Here is an 18,741-nt window from a genome sequence, read left to right on the forward strand (position 1 = left end):
ATTCTTAAATTAAAAATGATAACTAACCATTAATAACAGGGCTTGATGAGAGGCATCATTAAAACTGTATTTGGTATACTCCCTGGGTGGATCAAACCTCAGCTCAAACGCATAATTTTTATAGTCTGCACCTATTCCAACAATATATGAGATATGATACTTAACCAGGTCTTTAGCCACTTCCATTTCTAATTCAGATTCAGTCTGACCTAATAATGAAGTTTTGATAAGTTTATTTTTTGATGTAAGAATATAGGAGTTTGATATACCTAATGTGAAATAGTACAAAACGGGAGATTTATTTGTACAAATTTTAATATTATTGGTGAGCATTAATGAAACCGGGGAAAAAACCAGGTTTTCTGTTATATCAACCGGTGCCTGGAAATAAGTACGGGTCGACCTGGACTGATACCAGTCAAGGCTAAGCAGATTTTGGAATTTGACATGACCATTAAATTTCGTCGGGATAATTTCGTAAAACCCTGAAATTCTTAAAGGAACATCAAAACCAAATTCATACGCTTCCTTATAAGTGTTCGCTTTTAAATAATTGAACTTTCCGATTCCAGTGCCAAAAGAAATGCCGAAATAAGTTTCTGAAATCTTTGACCCTGGACGGCTATTTTTAAGAGAAGGATCAAAGTAATAGTTATAATTATCAACCAACTGGACAATTTCCTTTTGTTTATAGGCTAACCTTCCAATTTCTCTTTGAATTTCCGGCCAATCCGACATGAGATAACTTAATTGACCTTTGTACTTAGCCAGATGAATTGAAGAAGGTACTCCACCGGGCACATAATCCTGATTATGATTGTTACTTACATTTTTTAAACTATCTACTTTATTGCTGTTTCTTTCATCATATTCATATCCATCATAAAAATAAGTATAGTCAATCAATGGAATGATGGTATCATTGGTTTTAGAAACAAAGAACAGTTGTCGTCCGCCCCCTCGTAAATATGAATAGAGATTCATTCGCCCACCACTCATGAGTTTGAGAAATACTCTTTCTACTCTCAAATCGGGTTCAGGAACCTGGCGAAGTGATGATAACTCAACAGGAGAATAGTCTACGGGTACTATTGAACTAAAATAATAACCATTTTCATGATCATAGAAGCAAAAAATATCTTTAGTATCCAATATTCGTGGAGAGTTGCCATCAGTCGGAATAAAGTTGATTTCAGTACTTCTATTGATTCCATATAAATCTGAAATCCGTCCCCAAATTGTATCTCCTTTCATGGTCACAAGATATCCTTTTGCAGGATTGTCAACCTGGGACACAGCGATTAGTGCGAAAGATATCATTAATAATGCAAGGAAAGTGAGTCTTTTCATATGACATTTGTTATAAGTACATGAAATATATTTAGAAACTGTCTAAAATCATTAAAATGCAGTACAAAAAGAATTCAGAATTCAGGAGTCAGAATAGCCGGCATAACTCATTCATGGCAGCTTTGTTTTCGCAAACCTGCCATGACTGAGTATAAATACAAAGATGAAAAAAAAATGAAGCCTGAAAAGTAAAAAGCAAAAAAAAACCGGCCAATCGGCCGGTTTTCTTATTGCAATAGCATACTAGTTTACATCCCACCAGATTTTAGTAGTATAGGTATCCTTTGAGGAAACAGCGCTATAATTATCAGCGTTCAATTGTTTTTCACCACTTGGGTAAACAAAACGAACAGGAGGTAATTTTTGAGAGCTGGAAGCATCCTGAAGGAAATTAAGAGCTGGTTTATCCAACCTGCGGAGTTCTGCCCAATTCTGAACCATTTGCAGAATACCAAAATGGATCCATTTCTGGGTAGCAATGAGGTTTACTTTATCAGAATTTCCATCCCAGTTAATCGCTGAAGAAGCCAGGTAAGCAGTTACTTCTGCCTGGTCGAGAGCTACTTCAGGATCTTTTGAGAAATTAAAGAAATTACGCATTCCATTCAAAGCAAAATAGAAATCGATGGATTGTTTAACCCCATTTTCATAAGATGATTTTGCATCTCCTGAAACCCAGCCTTTCTGGAAAGCTTCGGCTTTAATGAAACTGATTTCAGCTGCTGTGAATAAAGTTCCTGGTAAAGTATTGTTACGGCTGAAAGTAGCTGAGTCATAACGGGCTACTTTATTATCAGCAATAAAAGTTTCCTGTGTTGCTGCATTAGCAGTTGGATCAACTCCAAGATATTCGCCTAATGAAGGTTCGAAATAAACCCTGAGACGTGGGTCAGTATTGGCTTTCATCATGTTTACCATGAATGAAGGAGCATAATTCTGGGTTCCCCAGGTTTCAAGTCCATCTTTTATACCATCACCATGCTGATTCTGACAAGCAAACAAATCTGGTCCCTTGGCATCAATAAGAATATTCTGGGAGTTATCTTCTACAACAGGATATTGTGAAGGGTTACCAAGAATAGAAGCCATTTCTGATTGTGTACGTGATGCATTAACATCAGAAATACGAGCCAGGAAGCGAAGCCTCAAGGAGTTAACATACCTTCTCCAGGCCAGAACATCACCATCATTCAGGTAATCTTTCTGGGTAAATGAACCGGCAAAAGCAGGTTTTATGGAAATGGTAGCCAGTTCGTCGGCAATGCTCTTCAGGTCATCCAGCATAGCTGCATAAATATCAGATGCATTATCGTATTTTGCAAGTGATGCACCCAGGTCACCACCATTCACTTTCAGTTTTCCGGCTTCTGACCATGGAATATCACCCCACATGGTGACAACCTGTTCGGTTTGATCATAGAAGAAAACCTTTGCTGCAAGGTAAAAGATCCGTTTATCTGTTTTATCATCTTCTGATAAACCGTTATACAGGTCTTCCAATTCGCGGAAGTTACGCACTACACCATAATAATTGGTCCAACGGTCTTCCATAGCAGCTGATGAGGGCAGGTATTGGTCATTACCATTTACCCATCCAAAAACCTGGGTATAATGACCCATGGTTGAGTTTTCTACTACGAAATATCTCCAATACCAGGGCATGGTATAGAGGTTAGCTGACTGAAGGACACCTGAGAAGAAATTTTCGACTGTCGCCGTCGATGTTTTGGACGGATCTTCATAGAGTTCCTCTAGCTTCGACTGGGAACAACTATTGAAAACCACAACCATCGAAGCAAACAATATTGTAGTTATAATTAGTTTTTTCATATGAATGCTTTTTTTTCGTTTACAATGATTTTTCAATAATTAGAAGCTAGCCCTAACTGAGAAACCGAGGCTCCTGATAGCTGCACTGGATCCTGAATCAACAGCCTGGTTGGTCCAACGTGAACCAATAGCAACTTCGGGGTCAGCATTTGGGAAAGTCTTATAGAGATAGAATAAGTTACGTCCTATAAGAGATACGGTCAGGCTCTGGAATCCGATTTTTGATGCAAAATCTTTTGGAAGATTGTATCCGATAGCAGCTTCCCTGAACTTGATATAACTGTTCTCATAAACTGACTTATCGTAACGGGTGTTAGGTGCCCAACTTCCGTTTAATCCCCATGTGAAGGTAGTGAGATAATAGCTGGCAGCATCGATGATCACGTCATTGGCTGAGCCGTCAGATTTAACACCATCAAGGATAACTCCATCATGGAAAACTCTTTCACCATTAGGACCCTGTTCGCCGGAAGCTTGGGTATATTTTCCGGTTTCACCATCCACATAATAAGCAACACCACCATTGTCGGCATCACGATATTCCATTGTATTCTCGAACATACCGGCACCTGTCATGTAATGGTTTCCAAGTGAAATCATATCACCACCAAAACGGAAGTCGATAAGGAAATCAACATAAAAATTCTTTACAGTTACAGTATTTCCAAAACCTCCGGTTACTTTTGGAGTAAAGTTTCCAACTTTCTTCATTTCAGTGAAATCAACTTTATAGTAACCAGCATCATCAATCACTGGTTTACCGGTAGCTTCATCAACATAAGGAATATAAGTGATAAAATCACCCATAGCTTCACCTACCCTTGAAACGAGACGCATAGCATCAGCATCATAAGAAGCATGGGTAAGCACTTCCTGACCGTCATTTAAGCTCACTACTTCGTTCCTGTTCATGGCAAAGTTGGCCTTGATGTCCCAACGAACATCAGGAGTCATAACCGGTGTGCCATAACCAAAGAATTCAAATCCGTAATTTTTCAGCGTTCCAATATTGGCTAACATGTTGTTAAATCCGGTTGAAATTGGAATCGGAGCGTCAAGGATCTGGTCGATGATACGGCCATTATAATAAGTAAGGTCAACACCTAAACGGTTTTTGAAGAATTTGGTTTCAACACCGATTTCAAATTCCCTCTTTTCTTCAGGTTTGATATTTTCATTACCGTATCCTGCAGGCAGGTTATTGTAAATGATGCTATTGATAGCTGATTGATTATAGGCGATGGATGCTTTATACCTCTGAGGAGGAACACCCACAGCACCATAAGAAACGCGCAGTTTACCATAATCCATCATGTCAGGCATTTTGAAAGCTTCTGAGAAAATGAAGCCCATATTCACTGAAGGATAGAAAGTACTGTTCTTGGCAGGAGGAAGAGTTGAGAATCTTTCCTGGCGTGCAGTTACTTCTAAATTGAGGTAGCTTTTAAAGTTCATACCCACTGTACCAAGGATAGCAGAAGATGCTTGTTCCCATCTCCATGAGCTGCCCCAGATAGTTCCTACAGAAGCATTGCTGTGGAACCAGTCTTCAACACTTAAACCACCTGAGGTACCTGAACCCTGATAATAACCGGCATCATAATTGCCGGTGATACCAACATTAGCTACCAATCCAAAATTGTCAGTCAATTTCTTGTCATACATAAGGAGAACGTCACCATACAGTGATTTGTATGTTTGATTACCCTGTGAATAACTTCCTGAGTTTCCTAAGAATAAAGGAACCTGGTTACGGTTCTTTGACTGTTCGAAGATAGCAGTGAAATCTGTACCGGCTTTCCCACGGAGTTTTAAACCAGGAGCAAGTTCTAAGGTATGTGTAATACTACCAATGATACGATCGTTGAATTCATCGTATGAATCCTCTTTAGCTCTCCAGATGAATTCCATGAGGTCATATGCACGCATGTTGTATTTCAGGTTTTCATCAGGAGTAAAACTTGGATTAACACCTGTAACATATTTATAATCCTTACTGGTTTTGTATTTGTCATAATACCAGTCCATATCATCAAAACGGCTGAAGAAACCACCATAGTTATTGGTAATACGGTTGATCTGTTCCGGACGGTTATGAGTGAACTGATTAACATAATTCACGATAATAGTGGTAGTATTCTTACTATTAGCTTTAAGAGAAGCATTTACACTGAATGAATTTTTGTGATGCTTTCCACCAATCTGAACGGGGGTATAATCAGAACGTGTATAAGAAACACGAACATTTGACTTTTCAGTAGAGTTTGTAACGGCAACATTATAAATACCATTACTACCAGCCTGGAATAAATTCTTGTAGTTGTCTTCGTTGGCAACATAAGGATGTACCTGGCTATCCCATCCAATAACATCGCGGCCGTCGAATTTAGGTCCGAATTGTGCATAAGACCTGTATATTGGCCTAACCATGGATGTACCATTCACAGTTTCAGTTAACCAACCGTCTTCATCAGCACCAAAACTAACCATGTTTGTACCACGGTCGTAACCTGGTCCATAAGAGTTCTGGAATTTTGGAAGTGTAGTGGCTTGTTCAACAGTGTAGGTGATGTTGGCTTCAACACCAAGACCTTTTTTCACGCCTTTTCCACTCTTGGTGGTAATAACAACAACGCCGTTAGCACCGGAAGAACCATACATGGCACTTGCAGAAGCACCTTTCAAAATTGTAAGGCTTTCAATGTCTTCAGGATTGATGTCAATTAAACCGTTTCCACGGATGCGCTGATCTCCCCAATATCCATCATTGTTGCTTTCACCAACACGGATAGGAATACCATCAACAACTACGATAGGAATAGATGTACCTCCGATTGAATTAAGACCACGAATATTGATATTCACAGCACTGGTAGCACCACCAGGTGCGCTGGATACCCTAACACCAGCTGCTTTACCATACAAAGCAGAACCAAAGTTTGTGGATCCTGTATTGGTAAGTTCCTTGGCATTTACCTGGGCTACAGCATAGCCCAGAGCTCTTTTCTCACGGGAAATACCTAATGCGGTAACAACAACTTCTTCCAGAAGCTCTGCAGAAGGTGCAAGGGCAACATCAATGGTTGTTGATGTACCAATGGCAGCTTCCTTGCTCTCATAACCAATAAAGGAAAATACCAAGGTTTGACCATTGGCACCTACCTTAATAGAATAGGAACCATTCATGTCAGTAACTGTACCCGTGGTTGTACCTTTCACCACAACATTTACACCGGGTAAAGTAGAGCCATCCTTGGCATCAGTAACTTTACCGGTGATGGTCTTTTGGGCAAATACAATCTGCCATGAGCAGAAAAGTATCAGCGCCATCAAGAGTGTCACTTTTTTCATAAGCACTTACGTTTAATGTTTGACTTGAGGTTTGTTTTTGTTGAAACTATGATTCTAAATAAAACTTTTTCCTTTGAAGCTGCTAAAATATAAAATTATTTAGGAACTTTTAACAGTCTCTTAATTTTATTTTGTGATTATGCACCTTTCATTGTAAGTTATAATACTATCTATTTGATAATTAGTTATTTGAAACAACTACTCTCAAACTAAATTTATGAACACCCCAGGAATTCAGCTTTTAAATCATCTTTTACTGATAATATTTCAATGTATACCTTAAATATAACCAATAATATTTTCACCACCAAAAATATTCGGCATCTCACTTAGTAAGAATATATTAAACACTGATTTCAGACAATAAAATAAATTTCTGGTGTGAATTTCTACTCTATTGATCAAACCATCCTTCATAAACTTTTCAAGCTGTAATGCCTGATATTCATATATCTAACAGCCATGCCAGTGTTTATCACGAATATATTCTAATCTTCATAATTATTTTAACTATGTAGTGGTTGATTATTAATTTTTTTGTAAATTTACTCCCGCTTACTAAGAACAAAGCAAAGAATTCACCCATTTGATCATTTGATTTTATTAATCATATCTAAGTGCAAATATTATGACAGCAAGGCTGCTCTTCGGTCCTTCGTCAACGGATACAAAGGCCAATTTCACTAAAAAGAATGCACTCAAACTCCTGATTCTTGAAGAGTTATATCGTCATGGATGTAGGTCGATTCCTGAACTCAGCAAGATCATCCGCATGAGTACCCCTACCATCACAAGGGCGATTGATGAATTAATTGCTGATTCATTACTCATCGAAGAAGGCATCGGATCATCAAGTGGAGGAAGAAGGCCAAACCTATACGGAATCAACCCCTCTTCCCGCTATGTCCTCGGTATCGACATCTGCAGATACTCAGTAAGGTATGGTCTTTTTAACTTTCATAACGAACCCGCCGCAGAAATCAGGGTTCTTAATGAAGGCCTTGAGACCACTAAAGATATTATAGGTGCAATTAAAACTGCCGTCGACCAGTATATCAGGGATGCCAATATCGATGAATCCAAGTTAATGGGCATAGGAATCGCCCTTCCGGGTCTGATTGACATCCATACCGGGATCAGTTATAGTTACCTCCATGAGGACAAACCTCTTGCCAGTTTGTTTGAGGACCGTTTCCACCACCCTGTATTCGTTGAACACGACACCAAAGCGATGGCCCTGGGGGAACTGGCATTCGGACTAGCGATGGGTAAACAAAATGTCCTCTGTCTGAATATTGGTTCAGGGATTGGTCTGGGGATGATCCTGAATGGGAAACTCTATCATGGAAACTCAGGCTTCTCCGGCGAATTCGGACATATCCAGGTTGATCCCGATGGCACTCTCTGCTATTGTGGGAAAATCGGTTGCCTCGAAACTCTTGCTTCAGGTACAACAATGATCCGCAACGCAAAGAAAGAAATTGAAGCTGGTGCAACTTCATTAATCAGTTCACTGGTGAATAATGATCTGGAGAAAATCAGCAGTGAAATCATCCTTTTGGCTGCTCAACGAGGTGATCAGTTTGCGATCAGCCTGCTGTCAAATATCGGAGAGCACCTGGGCAGAGGCATCGCTGTATTGATCCATCTCTTCAATCCCGAACTTATTATTATAGGTGGGGAATTGACGAAAGCTGAAAACTACCTGATTGACCCGATCCAGCAGAACCTGAATAAATATACGATTTCAAAGATCAGACGCGACGCTCAGATCATAACCTCAAGCCTTGGAAATAATGCCGGCTTATTAGGAACTGTAGCTCTTGTGATGAACAAGGTCTTCGTTAAGGAATAAGCACTACCCGACCTGCCAGAAACTGTCTTTATGCTTAAAAAAGCCAACTTTACGGCCATCATGGCCTTTCTAAGTATACTTTTTGCTAAAGCGCAGCCTATAGCTTTACTGAAATCGGGATTCCCGGCATTGCCATCCCTGGCAGAAATCAACTTACTTTCATTCCATTAGATGATGTTTATCAAAACATTCACTGAATCATGAACCTGAGTTATTATAATTCCCCTCTAAATAACAGCTTCCTTCTTGAGGAAGATGCCTTCTCAACACGCTTTGAAAAAGTCCCTGTCAGGGTTGCTGATTCAGCACTTCAAGCGTCAAAAGCCATTGCCCTTAAAATTGCTGAAGCCATCAGGAACCGCCAATCTGAAAACAGGATGCTGGTCCTGGGACTCGCTACTGGTTCCACACCGGTAATGGTGTACAATGAATTAATCAGGTTGCATAAGGAAGAAGGATTGAGTTTGAAGAATGTTATCACTTTCAACCTGGATGAGTATTTCTCCCTGCACCCTGACCATTCTCAAAGTTATCATCATTTCATGTGGGAACGGCTATTCAAACATGTGGATATCCTTCCTGAAAATATAAATATTCCAAAGGGCGATCTTCCTCTTGATGAAGTGGCTGCGTTCTGCAATGATTATGAGCAAAAGATCAGGGAATCCGGTGGAATAGATATCCAGTTGCTGGGCATAGGTCGTACCGGCCATATTGGTTTCAATGAACCTGGCTCAGCTTTTAATTCAAGAACCCGCCTGGTAACCCTTGACCGGCTAACCCGTATTGACACTTCTGATTCTTTCAACGGGGAGGAGAATGTTCCAAAATATGCCATCACCATGGGGGTTGGCACTATCATGTCGGCCAGGGAAATCTTTTTGATGGCATGGGGTGAATCAAAAGCAAGTATAATTAAGAAAGCGGTTGAGGAAAGCATTACGGATACCCTACCCACTTCGTACCTTCAAAATCACCCGAATACTACACTAATCCTTGATAAAGCAGCGGCATCTGAATTAACCCGGTTCAAAACACCCTGGCTTGTTGGCACATGTAAATGGAATGACCGCCTCATCAGGAAAGCTGTATTATGGCTCTGCCTGAAAGCTGGCAAACCCTTGTTAAAGCTCACTGAAAGAGACTATAATGACAATGGGATGAGTGATCTGATCACAGAACATGGCCCTTTCAGCAAGATCAATATCGATGTTTTCAATGACCTTCAACATACCATCACCGGTTGGCCGGGCGGCAAACCGGGTGTTGATGATTCTACCCGTCCGGAAAGAGCACTACCCTATCCTAAAAAAGTAGTGCTTTTCAGCCCTCACCCGGATGATGATGTTATCTCTATGGGGGGTACCTTCGCCAGGCTGGTTCAGCAAAATCATGAAGTTCATGTAGCTTACCAGACTTCAGGGAGTATTGCTGTGAGCGACGATGATGCTTTGCGTTACCTGGATTTCGTCAGGAATTACGAGGACATATATAAAATAGGTATCCAGGGCGCTGACAGGATCTACGAAGAAACACGCGAATATTACAGGAATAAGCATAAAGAGAGCATAGAACCCTCTGAAATGCTGTCGATCAAAGCTGCTATCAGAAGAGGAGAAGCGCGGGCATCATGCAGGTATATCGGACTTCCGGAAACGAATATACATTTCCTGAATCTTCCTTTTTATGAATCAGGAACTGTGAAGAAGAATCCGGCAGGTGAAGCAGATATCATTATTACCATGGATTTTCTAAGGGGAATAAAACCCCATCAGATCTATGCAGCAGGTGACCTGAGCGACCCACATGGAACCCACAGGGTTTGTATTGATATAGTAATTGAAGCTTTGCAACGGATGAAGGATGATGACTGGATGAAAGACTGCCGGGTTTGGCTCTACAGGGGTGCCTGGCAGGAATGGGAACTTGATATGGTTGATATGGCTGTCCCTCTCAGCCCTGAAGAAGTTGAGATCAAACGAAATGCCATCTTCAGGCATCAATCCCAGAAGGATGGTGCCATGTTTATGGGATCAGATAAAAGAGAATTCTGGCAGAGAGCAGAAGAACGAAACAGGAATACTGCCAGATTATACGATAAGTTTGGCATGGCAGAATATGAAGCCATAGAAGTATTTGTAAGATATGATGTATATTGAAATGGATAGGAAAAGAGCTCAAATAGTATTAATCCTACTTAAATAATTGCAATATGGGCAATACGATTGCTGATTTTCAAAGAAAAAGAAGAAACTACCTGGTTTCGTTGATCATAATCGGGGTTCTTTTTTTCATTTTTGGATTTGTGACCTGGTTAAATGGCACTTTAATTCCATTCTTAAAAATTGCCTGCGAATTGAATGATCTTCAGGCATTGTTTGTGACTTTTGCATTTTATATTGCCTATTTTGTGATGGCACCCCCTTCTTCCATTGTTTTACATAAAGTAGGCTATAAGAATGGGATGTCGCTGGGACTCTTCATCATGGCCATTGGTTCACTCATATTTATCCCGGCAGCTTTAAACAGAACCTATGGCCTGTTTCTGGCTGGTTTGTTTGTGCAGGGAACCGGGCTGGCTTTACTCCAGACTGCTTCAAATCCATATATAATTATCATCGGCCCAAGGGAAAGCGCTGCTAAAAGAATAGCCATCATGGGTATTTGCAATAAAATAGCCGGTGTGATCAGTCCTTTAATTCTTAGCTCAATTGTTCTGGCCGGTGCCACAACCATTGTGGATAGCCTGACTACACTTGAAGGTGCAGCTAAAATTGAAATGCTCGACAACCTTGCAAACAGGGTGATTCTACCCTATGTTGTGATTGCATCTGTATTATTCTTGCTTGCCATTATGATCCGGTTTGCACATCTTCCTGATATTGATACTGACAAGGAAGAAACTTCTCCTGACGAGGTAACTACCCCAAAAACAGCGTGGTGGCAATATCCGCATCTTATTCTTGGCTTCCTTGCCTTATTCCTGTATGTGGGAGCTGAAGTAATTGCCGGCGATACAATAGGGCTATATGGTCAATCGCTTCGAATCCCGCTGGATGAAGCCAAGTTTTTCACAAGTCTCACCCTTGGTTCTATGGTACTTGGATATATCCTAGGCATCATACTGATTCCCAATACCATAGGACAATCACAGGCATTAGCTCTCAGTGCTGGACTCGGCATCCTATTTACTATGGGTGCAGTTTTCACCATCGGAATGACCAGCATTGCCTTTGTTGCACTTCTCGGACTTGCCAATGCTATGATGTGGCCATCCATATTCCCCCTGGCAATTGCCGACCTTGGAAAATTTACAAAAGCAGGATCTGCCTTGCTGATTATGGGTATAGCAGGTGGGGCAACCATGCCCTTATTATATGGAGTAATTGCCCGAAATATCAGTAATCAACAGGCTTACTGGATTTTAATGCCCATTTATCTCTTTATTCTATTCTTCGCAATCAAAGGGCATAAACTCAGGAATTGGAAGAGCTGAAAATAACCTGTAAATAATTAATTTAAACAAAACAATCGTTCCTGATATGAAACCTACGTTATTAGTAATGGCTGCCGGAATGGGAAGCCGATATGGCAGTCTGAAGCAGATCGACCCTGTTGGGCCATCAGGAGAAACCATCATAGATTATTCCATTTTCGATGCCATCAGGGCAGGTTTCGGCAAGGTAGTCTTTATCATTAGAAAGGATATTGAAAATGATTTCAGGGATGTTTTTCTTACAAAACTTGCCGGAAAAATTAAGGTTGAATATGTTTTTCAGGAACTTAATATGCTTCCTGATGGGATTCAGGTTCCCGAAGGCAGGGTAAAACCCTGGGGAACAGGACATGCGATACTCATGGCAAAAGATCTGATCCATGAACCCTTTGCAGCCATTAATGCAGACGATTTTTACGGAGCAGGTGCCTTCCAGGTAATGGCTGACTACCTTAGTTCAATCACTCCAGGGCAACAGACTGATTTTTCAATGGTTGGTTATGACCTTGCCAATACAATGAGTGAATATGGCTCAGTCTCCAGGGGGATTTGCACTTCTGATGCAAACGGATGGCTCATGGAGGTGACTGAAAGAACAAAAATTCAGTTTATTGCTAATGGCATTGCCGATGTCCAGGAAGAAAACCTGCAACTACCCTTGAATTCAAACGATATTGTTTCTATGAATTTCTGGGGTTTCACCCCCTCTTTCTTTGATTTGGCAGAACCAATGTTTAGTCAGTTCCTCAGGAATAATATTACAAACCTGAAATCGGAATTTTATATTCCGTTTGCTATTGATGAGTTGATAAAAACTGGCAAGGCGCGCGTAAAAGTGCTCCAAAGTCACGATCGATGGTTTGGCGTTACTTATAAAGAAGACAAACCTTTGGTTATAGAGAAACTTGTAAAACTAACCAGGGAAGGAATCTACCCCGAAAAGCTATGGGCATAAACTATGATGGAAAAGGATTTAGAAATAATTGCCCGACGTTTTAACATCAGTGGTGAGATCATCGACATCACTGCAGTTACTACAGGACATATCAACGACTCGTACCTGATCCGTACCCGGGGCGATTCGTCGGGTTACTTCCTTCAATGGATAAACAGCTATATCTTCAAGGATGTAAAAGGTCTTATGAAGAATATTGAAATGGTCACTCTTCACCTTGGTAGTAAGTCTCACACTTCACACAGGGATGGATACCGGGTACTGGAACTGGTACCTGCATTGGACGGGAAAACCTTTATCCAGGATGAAAAAGGTGAATTCTGGCGCATGTATTATCATATTCCAGGCACTCATGTTTATGACGTAGTTGAGAATGAAGCTATTGCATATGAAGGAGGAAAAGCATTTGGAAGGTTTATATCAGACCTTGCCGATCTGCCAGCTTCAGAACTCACAGATACCATCCCCGATTTTCATAACATGGAAAAACGGTTACTGGCTTTCAGGACATCTATTGATTCTGATCCGGTGAATCGGAAATCTGAAATTTCTGAAGAGATCCGGTTTATTGAAGAAAGGGCAGAAGAAATGCTGAAGATTCCGGCACTTATCAAAAATGGGTCTATTCCTATGCGGATTACACATAATGACACAAAATTCAATAATATTCTTTTCGATTCTTCAAACAAAGCGATCTGCATTGTCGATCTGGATACTGTAATGCCTGGAAGTGTATTATTCGATTTTGGTGATGCCATCCGCACAGGAGCCAACACTTGTTGTGAGGATGAAAAGGACCTGAGCCTGGTAAATATCAATCTGCCCATTTATGAAGCCTATGCAAGGGGATTTATACAGATGACTCAACGCAGTCTGGTTGCTGGCGAAATCGCCAATCTTGCATTTGCCGCACGCTTTATGACATTTATCATCGGATTGAGGTTCCTGACTGATTTTATTGATGGAGATCCTTACTTCAGAACAAATTATCCAACCCATAACCTCGATCGGACCCGTGTACAATTCAAATTGATTGAAGCAATGGAAAACAACTCAGAAGCCATGGAAGAAATCATCATAAAAGCATGCCAGAATTGTAAAGGAAATAATTGATCTTATTAATTGAAATCATAAAATGAAAAACATTTTAACGCTCTTTGCCTTCCTATTCTGCATCATGGTTAGTTTCACAGTGAAGGCGCAAAATATCCGGATTACTCCCCGACCAATGGAAATAAAGGAAGGTTCAGGCGTATTTCCTTTAAAACCATCTACCCGGATCCTGGTGGATGCAGGTAATAAAGAAATTCACCAGATTGTCAAACTGATTGTTCAGAAAATCAATATGGCTGGAGGGCCCTTACTCAGTATTGGCGAGTATACTCCTGAAATGAAGATAAAAAACGCAATTGTACTTACCTTGCAAGGCGCTGATCAAACACTTGGTAAAGAAGGTTATACACTGGACGTTACCACGAAAAGCATAGTCATGAAAGCAATTTCCAGCCAGGGCCTGTATTATGGCATGCTAAGCTTTCTTCAGCTACTCCCTCCTGAGGTGGAAAGTCAGGAACCGGTAAAAGCTGATTATGTCGTACCTGTCGTATCCATCAGGGATATGCCTCGCTTTCCTTACAGAGGTTTGCACCTGGATGTTGGCAGGCATATGTATCCTGTTTCATTTATTAAAAGATTCATTGATCTGATGTCGATGTACAAGATGAATACCTTTCACTGGCATCTGACAGAAGACCAGGGTTGGAGGATTCAGATCAGGAAATATCCACGTTTAACCCAGGTTGGATCAACACGTTTAGCTACAGCAAAGGGGAAGACCAGTGAATTTGATGGGGTTCCTTACGGAGGATTTTACTCTCAGGATCAAATTCGTGAAATCGTAGCTTATGCTGCTGATAAATTTGTTACCATAATCCCTGAAATTGAAATGCCTGGTCATAGTGTTGCAGCATTGACGGCGTACCCACATTTATCATGTACCGGGGGACCTTTCCAGGTAAGGCAGGAATGGGGTGTAGCCGACGATATCCTGTGTGCAGGGAACGATTCAGCCTTCATTTTTGTCCAGGATGTGCTTACTGAAGTGATGGAACTTTTCCCTTCGACCTATATACATATAGGAGGTGACGAAGCACCTAAAACCCGCTGGGAAGAGTGTCCAAAATGTCAGAAAAGGATGCAGGACGAAGGATTAAAGAGTGAGATGGAACTCCAGAGTTATTTTATCAAGAGAGTGGAAAGATTCTTAAGTTCAAAAGGCCGCCGTTTGATAGGATGGGATGAAATCCTGGAAGGTGGACTTGCACCTGAAGCTACTGTTATGTCCTGGAGAGGGATGCAGGGAGGTATAGATGCAGCAATGCAGAACCATGATGTGATCATGACACCCACTGATTATTGTTACCTTGACTACTACCAGGCTGATCCGGCAACAGAACCATTGGCGATAGGTGGAATGCTCACACTTAAAACCGTCTATTCGTTTGAACCTACTCCTCCTGTACTTACCGCTGAACAAGCAAAGCACATTCTTGGAGCACAAGGCAATGTCTGGACAGAGTATATTAAGACTCCTGAAATGGTTGAATACATGACTTATCCCAGGGCTATTGCATTGGCTGAAGTGAATTGGTCACAAAAAGATGCCAGGAACTGGGATGATTTTGTTCAACGGATGGAAAATCAGTATAAGCGCCTTAGCTACCTGGGAGTGAATTATAGTAAAGGTTCCATGCAAACAGATATCACTACTGTCAGGGATTCTATCCAACACAGGAACCTGGTACTGATCAGCAGTGAAACCAAAGGTTACCCGATACATTATACGATTGATGGAACTGAGCCTAATGCATTGTCAATTCCTTATTCAGCTCCTTTCGAATTAAAATCGAGCAGTATCGTAAAAGCAGTGATGGTGAAAGACGGTGAAGTCATAGGCCAATCAAACGAAAGAAATATCACAGTCAACCAGGCTTCCGGCAAACCGGTAAAAATACTTAAACCTTATAGTTTCAAATATCCCGGAACGGGGGATCAGGCCATGACTGACGGGCTAACCGGCACAGCCTCTCTCAAAACAGGCTGGCAGGGTTATGAGGGTACAGATATGGAAATTGTTGTTGACCTTATCACCCCATCTGACTTACATAAAATCAGCACAACATTTATACAATCCATTGGATCATGGGTGATCTACCCTGTTGAAGTGGAATTTTTACTCAGTTCAGATGGTGTTTCATTTCAATCGGCTGGTAAAATCGAAACGGCTCCACAACCCACAAAGGGAAAAGCAGAGAGGGAATTTTCGATAGAATTTCCTTCAACTAAGGTCCGGTATATCAAAATCAGTGCAAAAAACAACGGTGTTTTACCTGAATGGCATGAATATAAAGGTGAGAAATGCTGGATCTTTTGTGATGAAGTAATTGCTGAATAGTCAAGCCCCCGGCAACCCATTTTTGGTTACATCTCTTATCTATAGGCGTTATGAAGAGACATTCTTCCATCCTTTTATTGTTGTTAATCACATTAACAATCAGCGGTTCATGCTTTGGTCAGGGTTTTCCATTGACAAAAAATGGGACAACAACCAGCCGAATTGTACTTGCTGAGAAACCACGGCCGGCAGATCTTTACGCAGCGGAACTCCTGAAAAATTACGTGAAGAAAATTTCCGGGGCTGACCTTCAGGTAGTAACAGACAAAGAACCTGTTATCCCATTTGAAATTATCATCGGGTATTCGAACCGCACATCTGCTCAGGAGATTCAAACATCGAAAATCAAATTAGCTCCTGATGGATTCATGATTAAGGTAGAAGCCGAAAAAATATTCATTTTGGGTGGGGAGCATAATGGAAGCATTTATGCTGTCGTAGAATTGCTTGAGAAGGAACTCGGATGCAGGAAATATAGTCCGGATACTGAGTATATTCCTTCTGTTCAATCCATCATTCTCAAAACAAAGCTCATTTCGGATCAGCCAAAAGCATTGTTCAGGATAGTAAATGGACATTTCTGTAAGGATGAAACCTATAAAGCCTGGCAAAGACTGGATGACATTGAAGATGTTTTCGCAGATGGTTATTATGTTCACACTTTTAACAGACTGATTCCATGGGAGAAATACTTTCAGAGCAATCCTGAATATTTTGCCCTGATGAATGGCAAGCGAATTATTGACCAGCTATGCCTGTCAAATCCTAAAGTCCTGAAACTGGCTATTGCAAAACTGAAAGTAGAAATGGCAGCTCAGCCGCACAAGAATTTGTGGTCAGTGAGCCAGAATGATAATTTTTCCTATTGTCAATGCCCTCAATGCAGTAAAATAATTGCAGAAGAAGGTTCTCCGGCGGGACCTATTATCCGTTTTGTGAATAAAATTGCCGAACAGTTTCCGGATAAAACGATTTCTACGCTCGCTTACCAATACTCGCGCCAGGCCCCAAAGCTTACCAAACCCAGGGAAAATGTTCAAATCATGCTGTGCACCATTGAGTTAAACCGCTCAAAAAGTATTGAATCAGACCCGGGAAGTGCCCAGTTCCTGAAGGATATCATCGACTGGGGAAAAATCAGTAACCACATCTATCTGTGGGATTATACCGTCAATTTCTCCAATCATATATCTCCATTCCCTAACCTTCATGTTCTGCAACCCAATATTCAGTTCTTTATAAAAAATGGTGCCCTTGAGCATTTCCAGCAATCCAATACAGACAAGGGCCATGAATTTTCCGAACTCAAAAATTATCTGATTGCCAGGCTCTTGTGGAACCCTGATGCAGATGCGGATTCCATTGTCAACGAATTCCTGAACGGGTATTATGGTGCCGCAGCACCTTTTATAAGGGATTATATTGACTTACTTGAGTCAGAGTATAAAAAATCAGGCCAGGTATTGGACATATACGGTTCCCCTGTGTGGAATGCTGATGCTGCCCTTTCCGCTGAAAATATGGCCATCTATAACTTCCTTTTCAATAAGGCAGAAAAGGCTGTTTCCACTCATGATGAAGCGCTTCAACATGTCAAAGTGGCCAGGCTGCCTATACAATTTGCGGCAATGGAAATTGGAAAAAATGATATGTTTGGGGTTCGTGGCTGGTACCAGGAAGCACAAGGAAAGTATCACCTCAGGCAACCTATGAAAGATATGCTGGAAGCTTTTTATCTGACCTGTAAAAATAATGGGGTAAGAACCCTGTCTGAAGCCGGTCTTAGCCCTGATGATTATTATAAATCCACCCTCAGGTTTATCAATGTCCAGGTTGAAAATAACAAGGCATTTCATAAGAAAGTTGAATCCACCCCTCTCCCATCACCAAAATACAGCAAAGGTGATATGAGCACTCTTTCCAATGGTGTGCAGGGTGCCAATGATTATAAAGTACATTGGCTGGGATGGGAAGCCCTCGATTTTCAACTTAGCCTTGACCTGGAAGAACTCACAACTGCCACATCTATTCATATGGGCACCTTATATGACCCTAAGAGTTGGATATTACACCCTCAAAGTGTAAAATGTGAGGTCTCAGCTAATGGGAAAGACTGGAAAGAATCCGGTTTTATTACAGTTGATGGGGATCAGAAAAAGGAAGAAGTTACCCGGACTTTTAATTTTACAGAGAATCTTACCAATATCAGGTATATCCGGCTCACTGTCAAGGGTACCAAAGCTTTGCCGTCATGGCATCCTTCTGCCGGAGGAGATTCCTGGGTTTTTGTGGATGAAATCGTGGTTGAAAAATAAGATTATCCTGTCAATCCACAATTTGCCAGGTTCTATTCATACTGATAATCTGACAGTTACTTGTCAAGCAGGAAAAGCATTTAATTTTTGTGTATCTTGATCCTTAAATCAGGGACTCTTATCCATACAAACATT

11 protein-coding genes are annotated in these 18,741 nt (G+C 41.0%); 8 read left to right on the top strand and 3 right to left on the bottom strand.

Going from position 1 to position 18,741, the window contains the following annotated elements; translation table 11 throughout:
* Window positions 1–9: 9 nt before the first annotated feature.
* From IPH84_11360 to IPH84_11370, 3 genes are all read right to left on the bottom strand, one after another.
* Window positions 10–1,350: a hypothetical protein gene (locus tag IPH84_11360; GenBank protein ID MBK7173807.1), complete on the bottom strand. Its 1,341-nt coding sequence runs from the start codon at window positions 1,348–1,350 to the stop codon at window positions 10–12.
* Between the two features lie 243 nt (window positions 1,351–1,593).
* Window positions 1,594–3,180, bottom strand: coding sequence for a SusD/RagB family nutrient-binding outer membrane lipoprotein (locus IPH84_11365; GenBank protein ID MBK7173808.1), 1,587 nt, complete (start codon window positions 3,178–3,180; stop codon window positions 1,594–1,596).
* Between the two features lie 39 nt (window positions 3,181–3,219).
* Window positions 3,220–6,531: a SusC/RagA family TonB-linked outer membrane protein gene (locus IPH84_11370; protein ID MBK7173809.1), complete on the bottom strand. Its 3,312-nt coding sequence runs from the start codon at window positions 6,529–6,531 to the stop codon at window positions 3,220–3,222.
* 628 nt (window positions 6,532–7,159) lie between these two features.
* Between IPH84_11370 and IPH84_11375 the strand changes: the two genes are divergently transcribed.
* Genes IPH84_11375 through IPH84_11410 form a run of 8 tightly spaced genes read left to right on the top strand, consistent with a single transcriptional unit; the run spans window position 7,160 to window position 18,606 of the window.
* Window positions 7,160–8,386, top strand: a complete 1,227-nt coding sequence (locus tag IPH84_11375) for an ROK family transcriptional regulator (protein MBK7173810.1) — start codon at window positions 7,160–7,162, stop codon at window positions 8,384–8,386.
* A 30-nt stretch (window positions 8,387–8,416) separates the two neighbouring features.
* On the top strand, window positions 8,417–8,557 hold the full coding sequence (locus IPH84_11380) for a hypothetical protein (protein ID MBK7173811.1): 141 nt from the start codon (window positions 8,417–8,419) through the stop codon (window positions 8,555–8,557).
* A 29-nt stretch (window positions 8,558–8,586) separates the two neighbouring features.
* On the top strand, window positions 8,587–10,545 hold the full coding sequence (nagB, locus tag IPH84_11385; GenBank protein MBK7173812.1) for a glucosamine-6-phosphate deaminase: 1,959 nt from the start codon (window positions 8,587–8,589) through the stop codon (window positions 10,543–10,545).
* Between the two features lie 53 nt (window positions 10,546–10,598).
* Complete coding sequence (locus IPH84_11390) at window positions 10,599–11,882, top strand: sugar MFS transporter (protein MBK7173813.1); 1,284 nt, start codon at window positions 10,599–10,601, stop codon at window positions 11,880–11,882.
* Between the two features lie 46 nt (window positions 11,883–11,928).
* A complete protein-coding gene (locus IPH84_11395; GenBank protein ID MBK7173814.1) occupies window positions 11,929–12,837 on the top strand; it encodes a nucleotidyltransferase in 909 nt (302 codons plus the stop codon).
* Window positions 12,838–12,843: 6 nt separating this feature from the next.
* Complete coding sequence (locus tag IPH84_11400; protein ID MBK7173815.1) at window positions 12,844–13,950, top strand: aminoglycoside phosphotransferase family protein; 1,107 nt, start codon at window positions 12,844–12,846, stop codon at window positions 13,948–13,950.
* 22 nt (window positions 13,951–13,972) lie between these two features.
* Window positions 13,973–16,291: a family 20 glycosylhydrolase gene (locus IPH84_11405; protein ID MBK7173816.1), complete on the top strand. Its 2,319-nt coding sequence runs from the start codon at window positions 13,973–13,975 to the stop codon at window positions 16,289–16,291.
* A gap of 50 nt (window positions 16,292–16,341) precedes the next feature.
* Window positions 16,342–18,606: a DUF4838 domain-containing protein gene (locus IPH84_11410; GenBank protein ID MBK7173817.1), complete on the top strand. Its 2,265-nt coding sequence runs from the start codon at window positions 16,342–16,344 to the stop codon at window positions 18,604–18,606.
* Window positions 18,607–18,741 lie beyond the last annotated feature (135 nt).

It is taken from the genome of Bacteroidales bacterium (assembly GCA_016707785.1).
Lineage (GTDB): Bacteria > Bacteroidota > Bacteroidia > Bacteroidales > UBA4417 > UBA4417.

Bases quoted from the DNA above. Each gene is read 5' to 3' on its own strand.
- IPH84_11360 (MBK7173807.1), bottom strand. From the start codon at position 1,350: ATGAAAAGACTCACTTTCCTTGCATTATTAATGATATCTTTCGCACTA.
- IPH84_11365 (MBK7173808.1), bottom strand. From the start codon at position 3,180: ATGAAAAAACTAATTATAACTACAATATTGTTTGCTTCGATGGTTGTG.
- IPH84_11370 (MBK7173809.1), bottom strand. From the start codon at position 6,531: ATGAAAAAAGTGACACTCTTGATGGCGCTGATACTTTTCTGCTCATGG.
- IPH84_11375 (MBK7173810.1), top strand. From the start codon at position 7,160: ATGACAGCAAGGCTGCTCTTCGGTCCTTCGTCAACGGATACAAAGGCC.
- IPH84_11380 (MBK7173811.1), top strand. From the start codon at position 8,417: ATGCTTAAAAAAGCCAACTTTACGGCCATCATGGCCTTTCTAAGTATA.
- nagB (MBK7173812.1), top strand. From the start codon at position 8,587: ATGAACCTGAGTTATTATAATTCCCCTCTAAATAACAGCTTCCTTCTT.
- IPH84_11390 (MBK7173813.1), top strand. From the start codon at position 10,599: ATGGGCAATACGATTGCTGATTTTCAAAGAAAAAGAAGAAACTACCTG.
- IPH84_11395 (MBK7173814.1), top strand. From the start codon at position 11,929: ATGAAACCTACGTTATTAGTAATGGCTGCCGGAATGGGAAGCCGATAT.
- IPH84_11400 (MBK7173815.1), top strand. From the start codon at position 12,844: ATGGAAAAGGATTTAGAAATAATTGCCCGACGTTTTAACATCAGTGGT.
- IPH84_11405 (MBK7173816.1), top strand. From the start codon at position 13,973: ATGAAAAACATTTTAACGCTCTTTGCCTTCCTATTCTGCATCATGGTT.
- IPH84_11410 (MBK7173817.1), top strand. From the start codon at position 16,342: ATGAAGAGACATTCTTCCATCCTTTTATTGTTGTTAATCACATTAACA.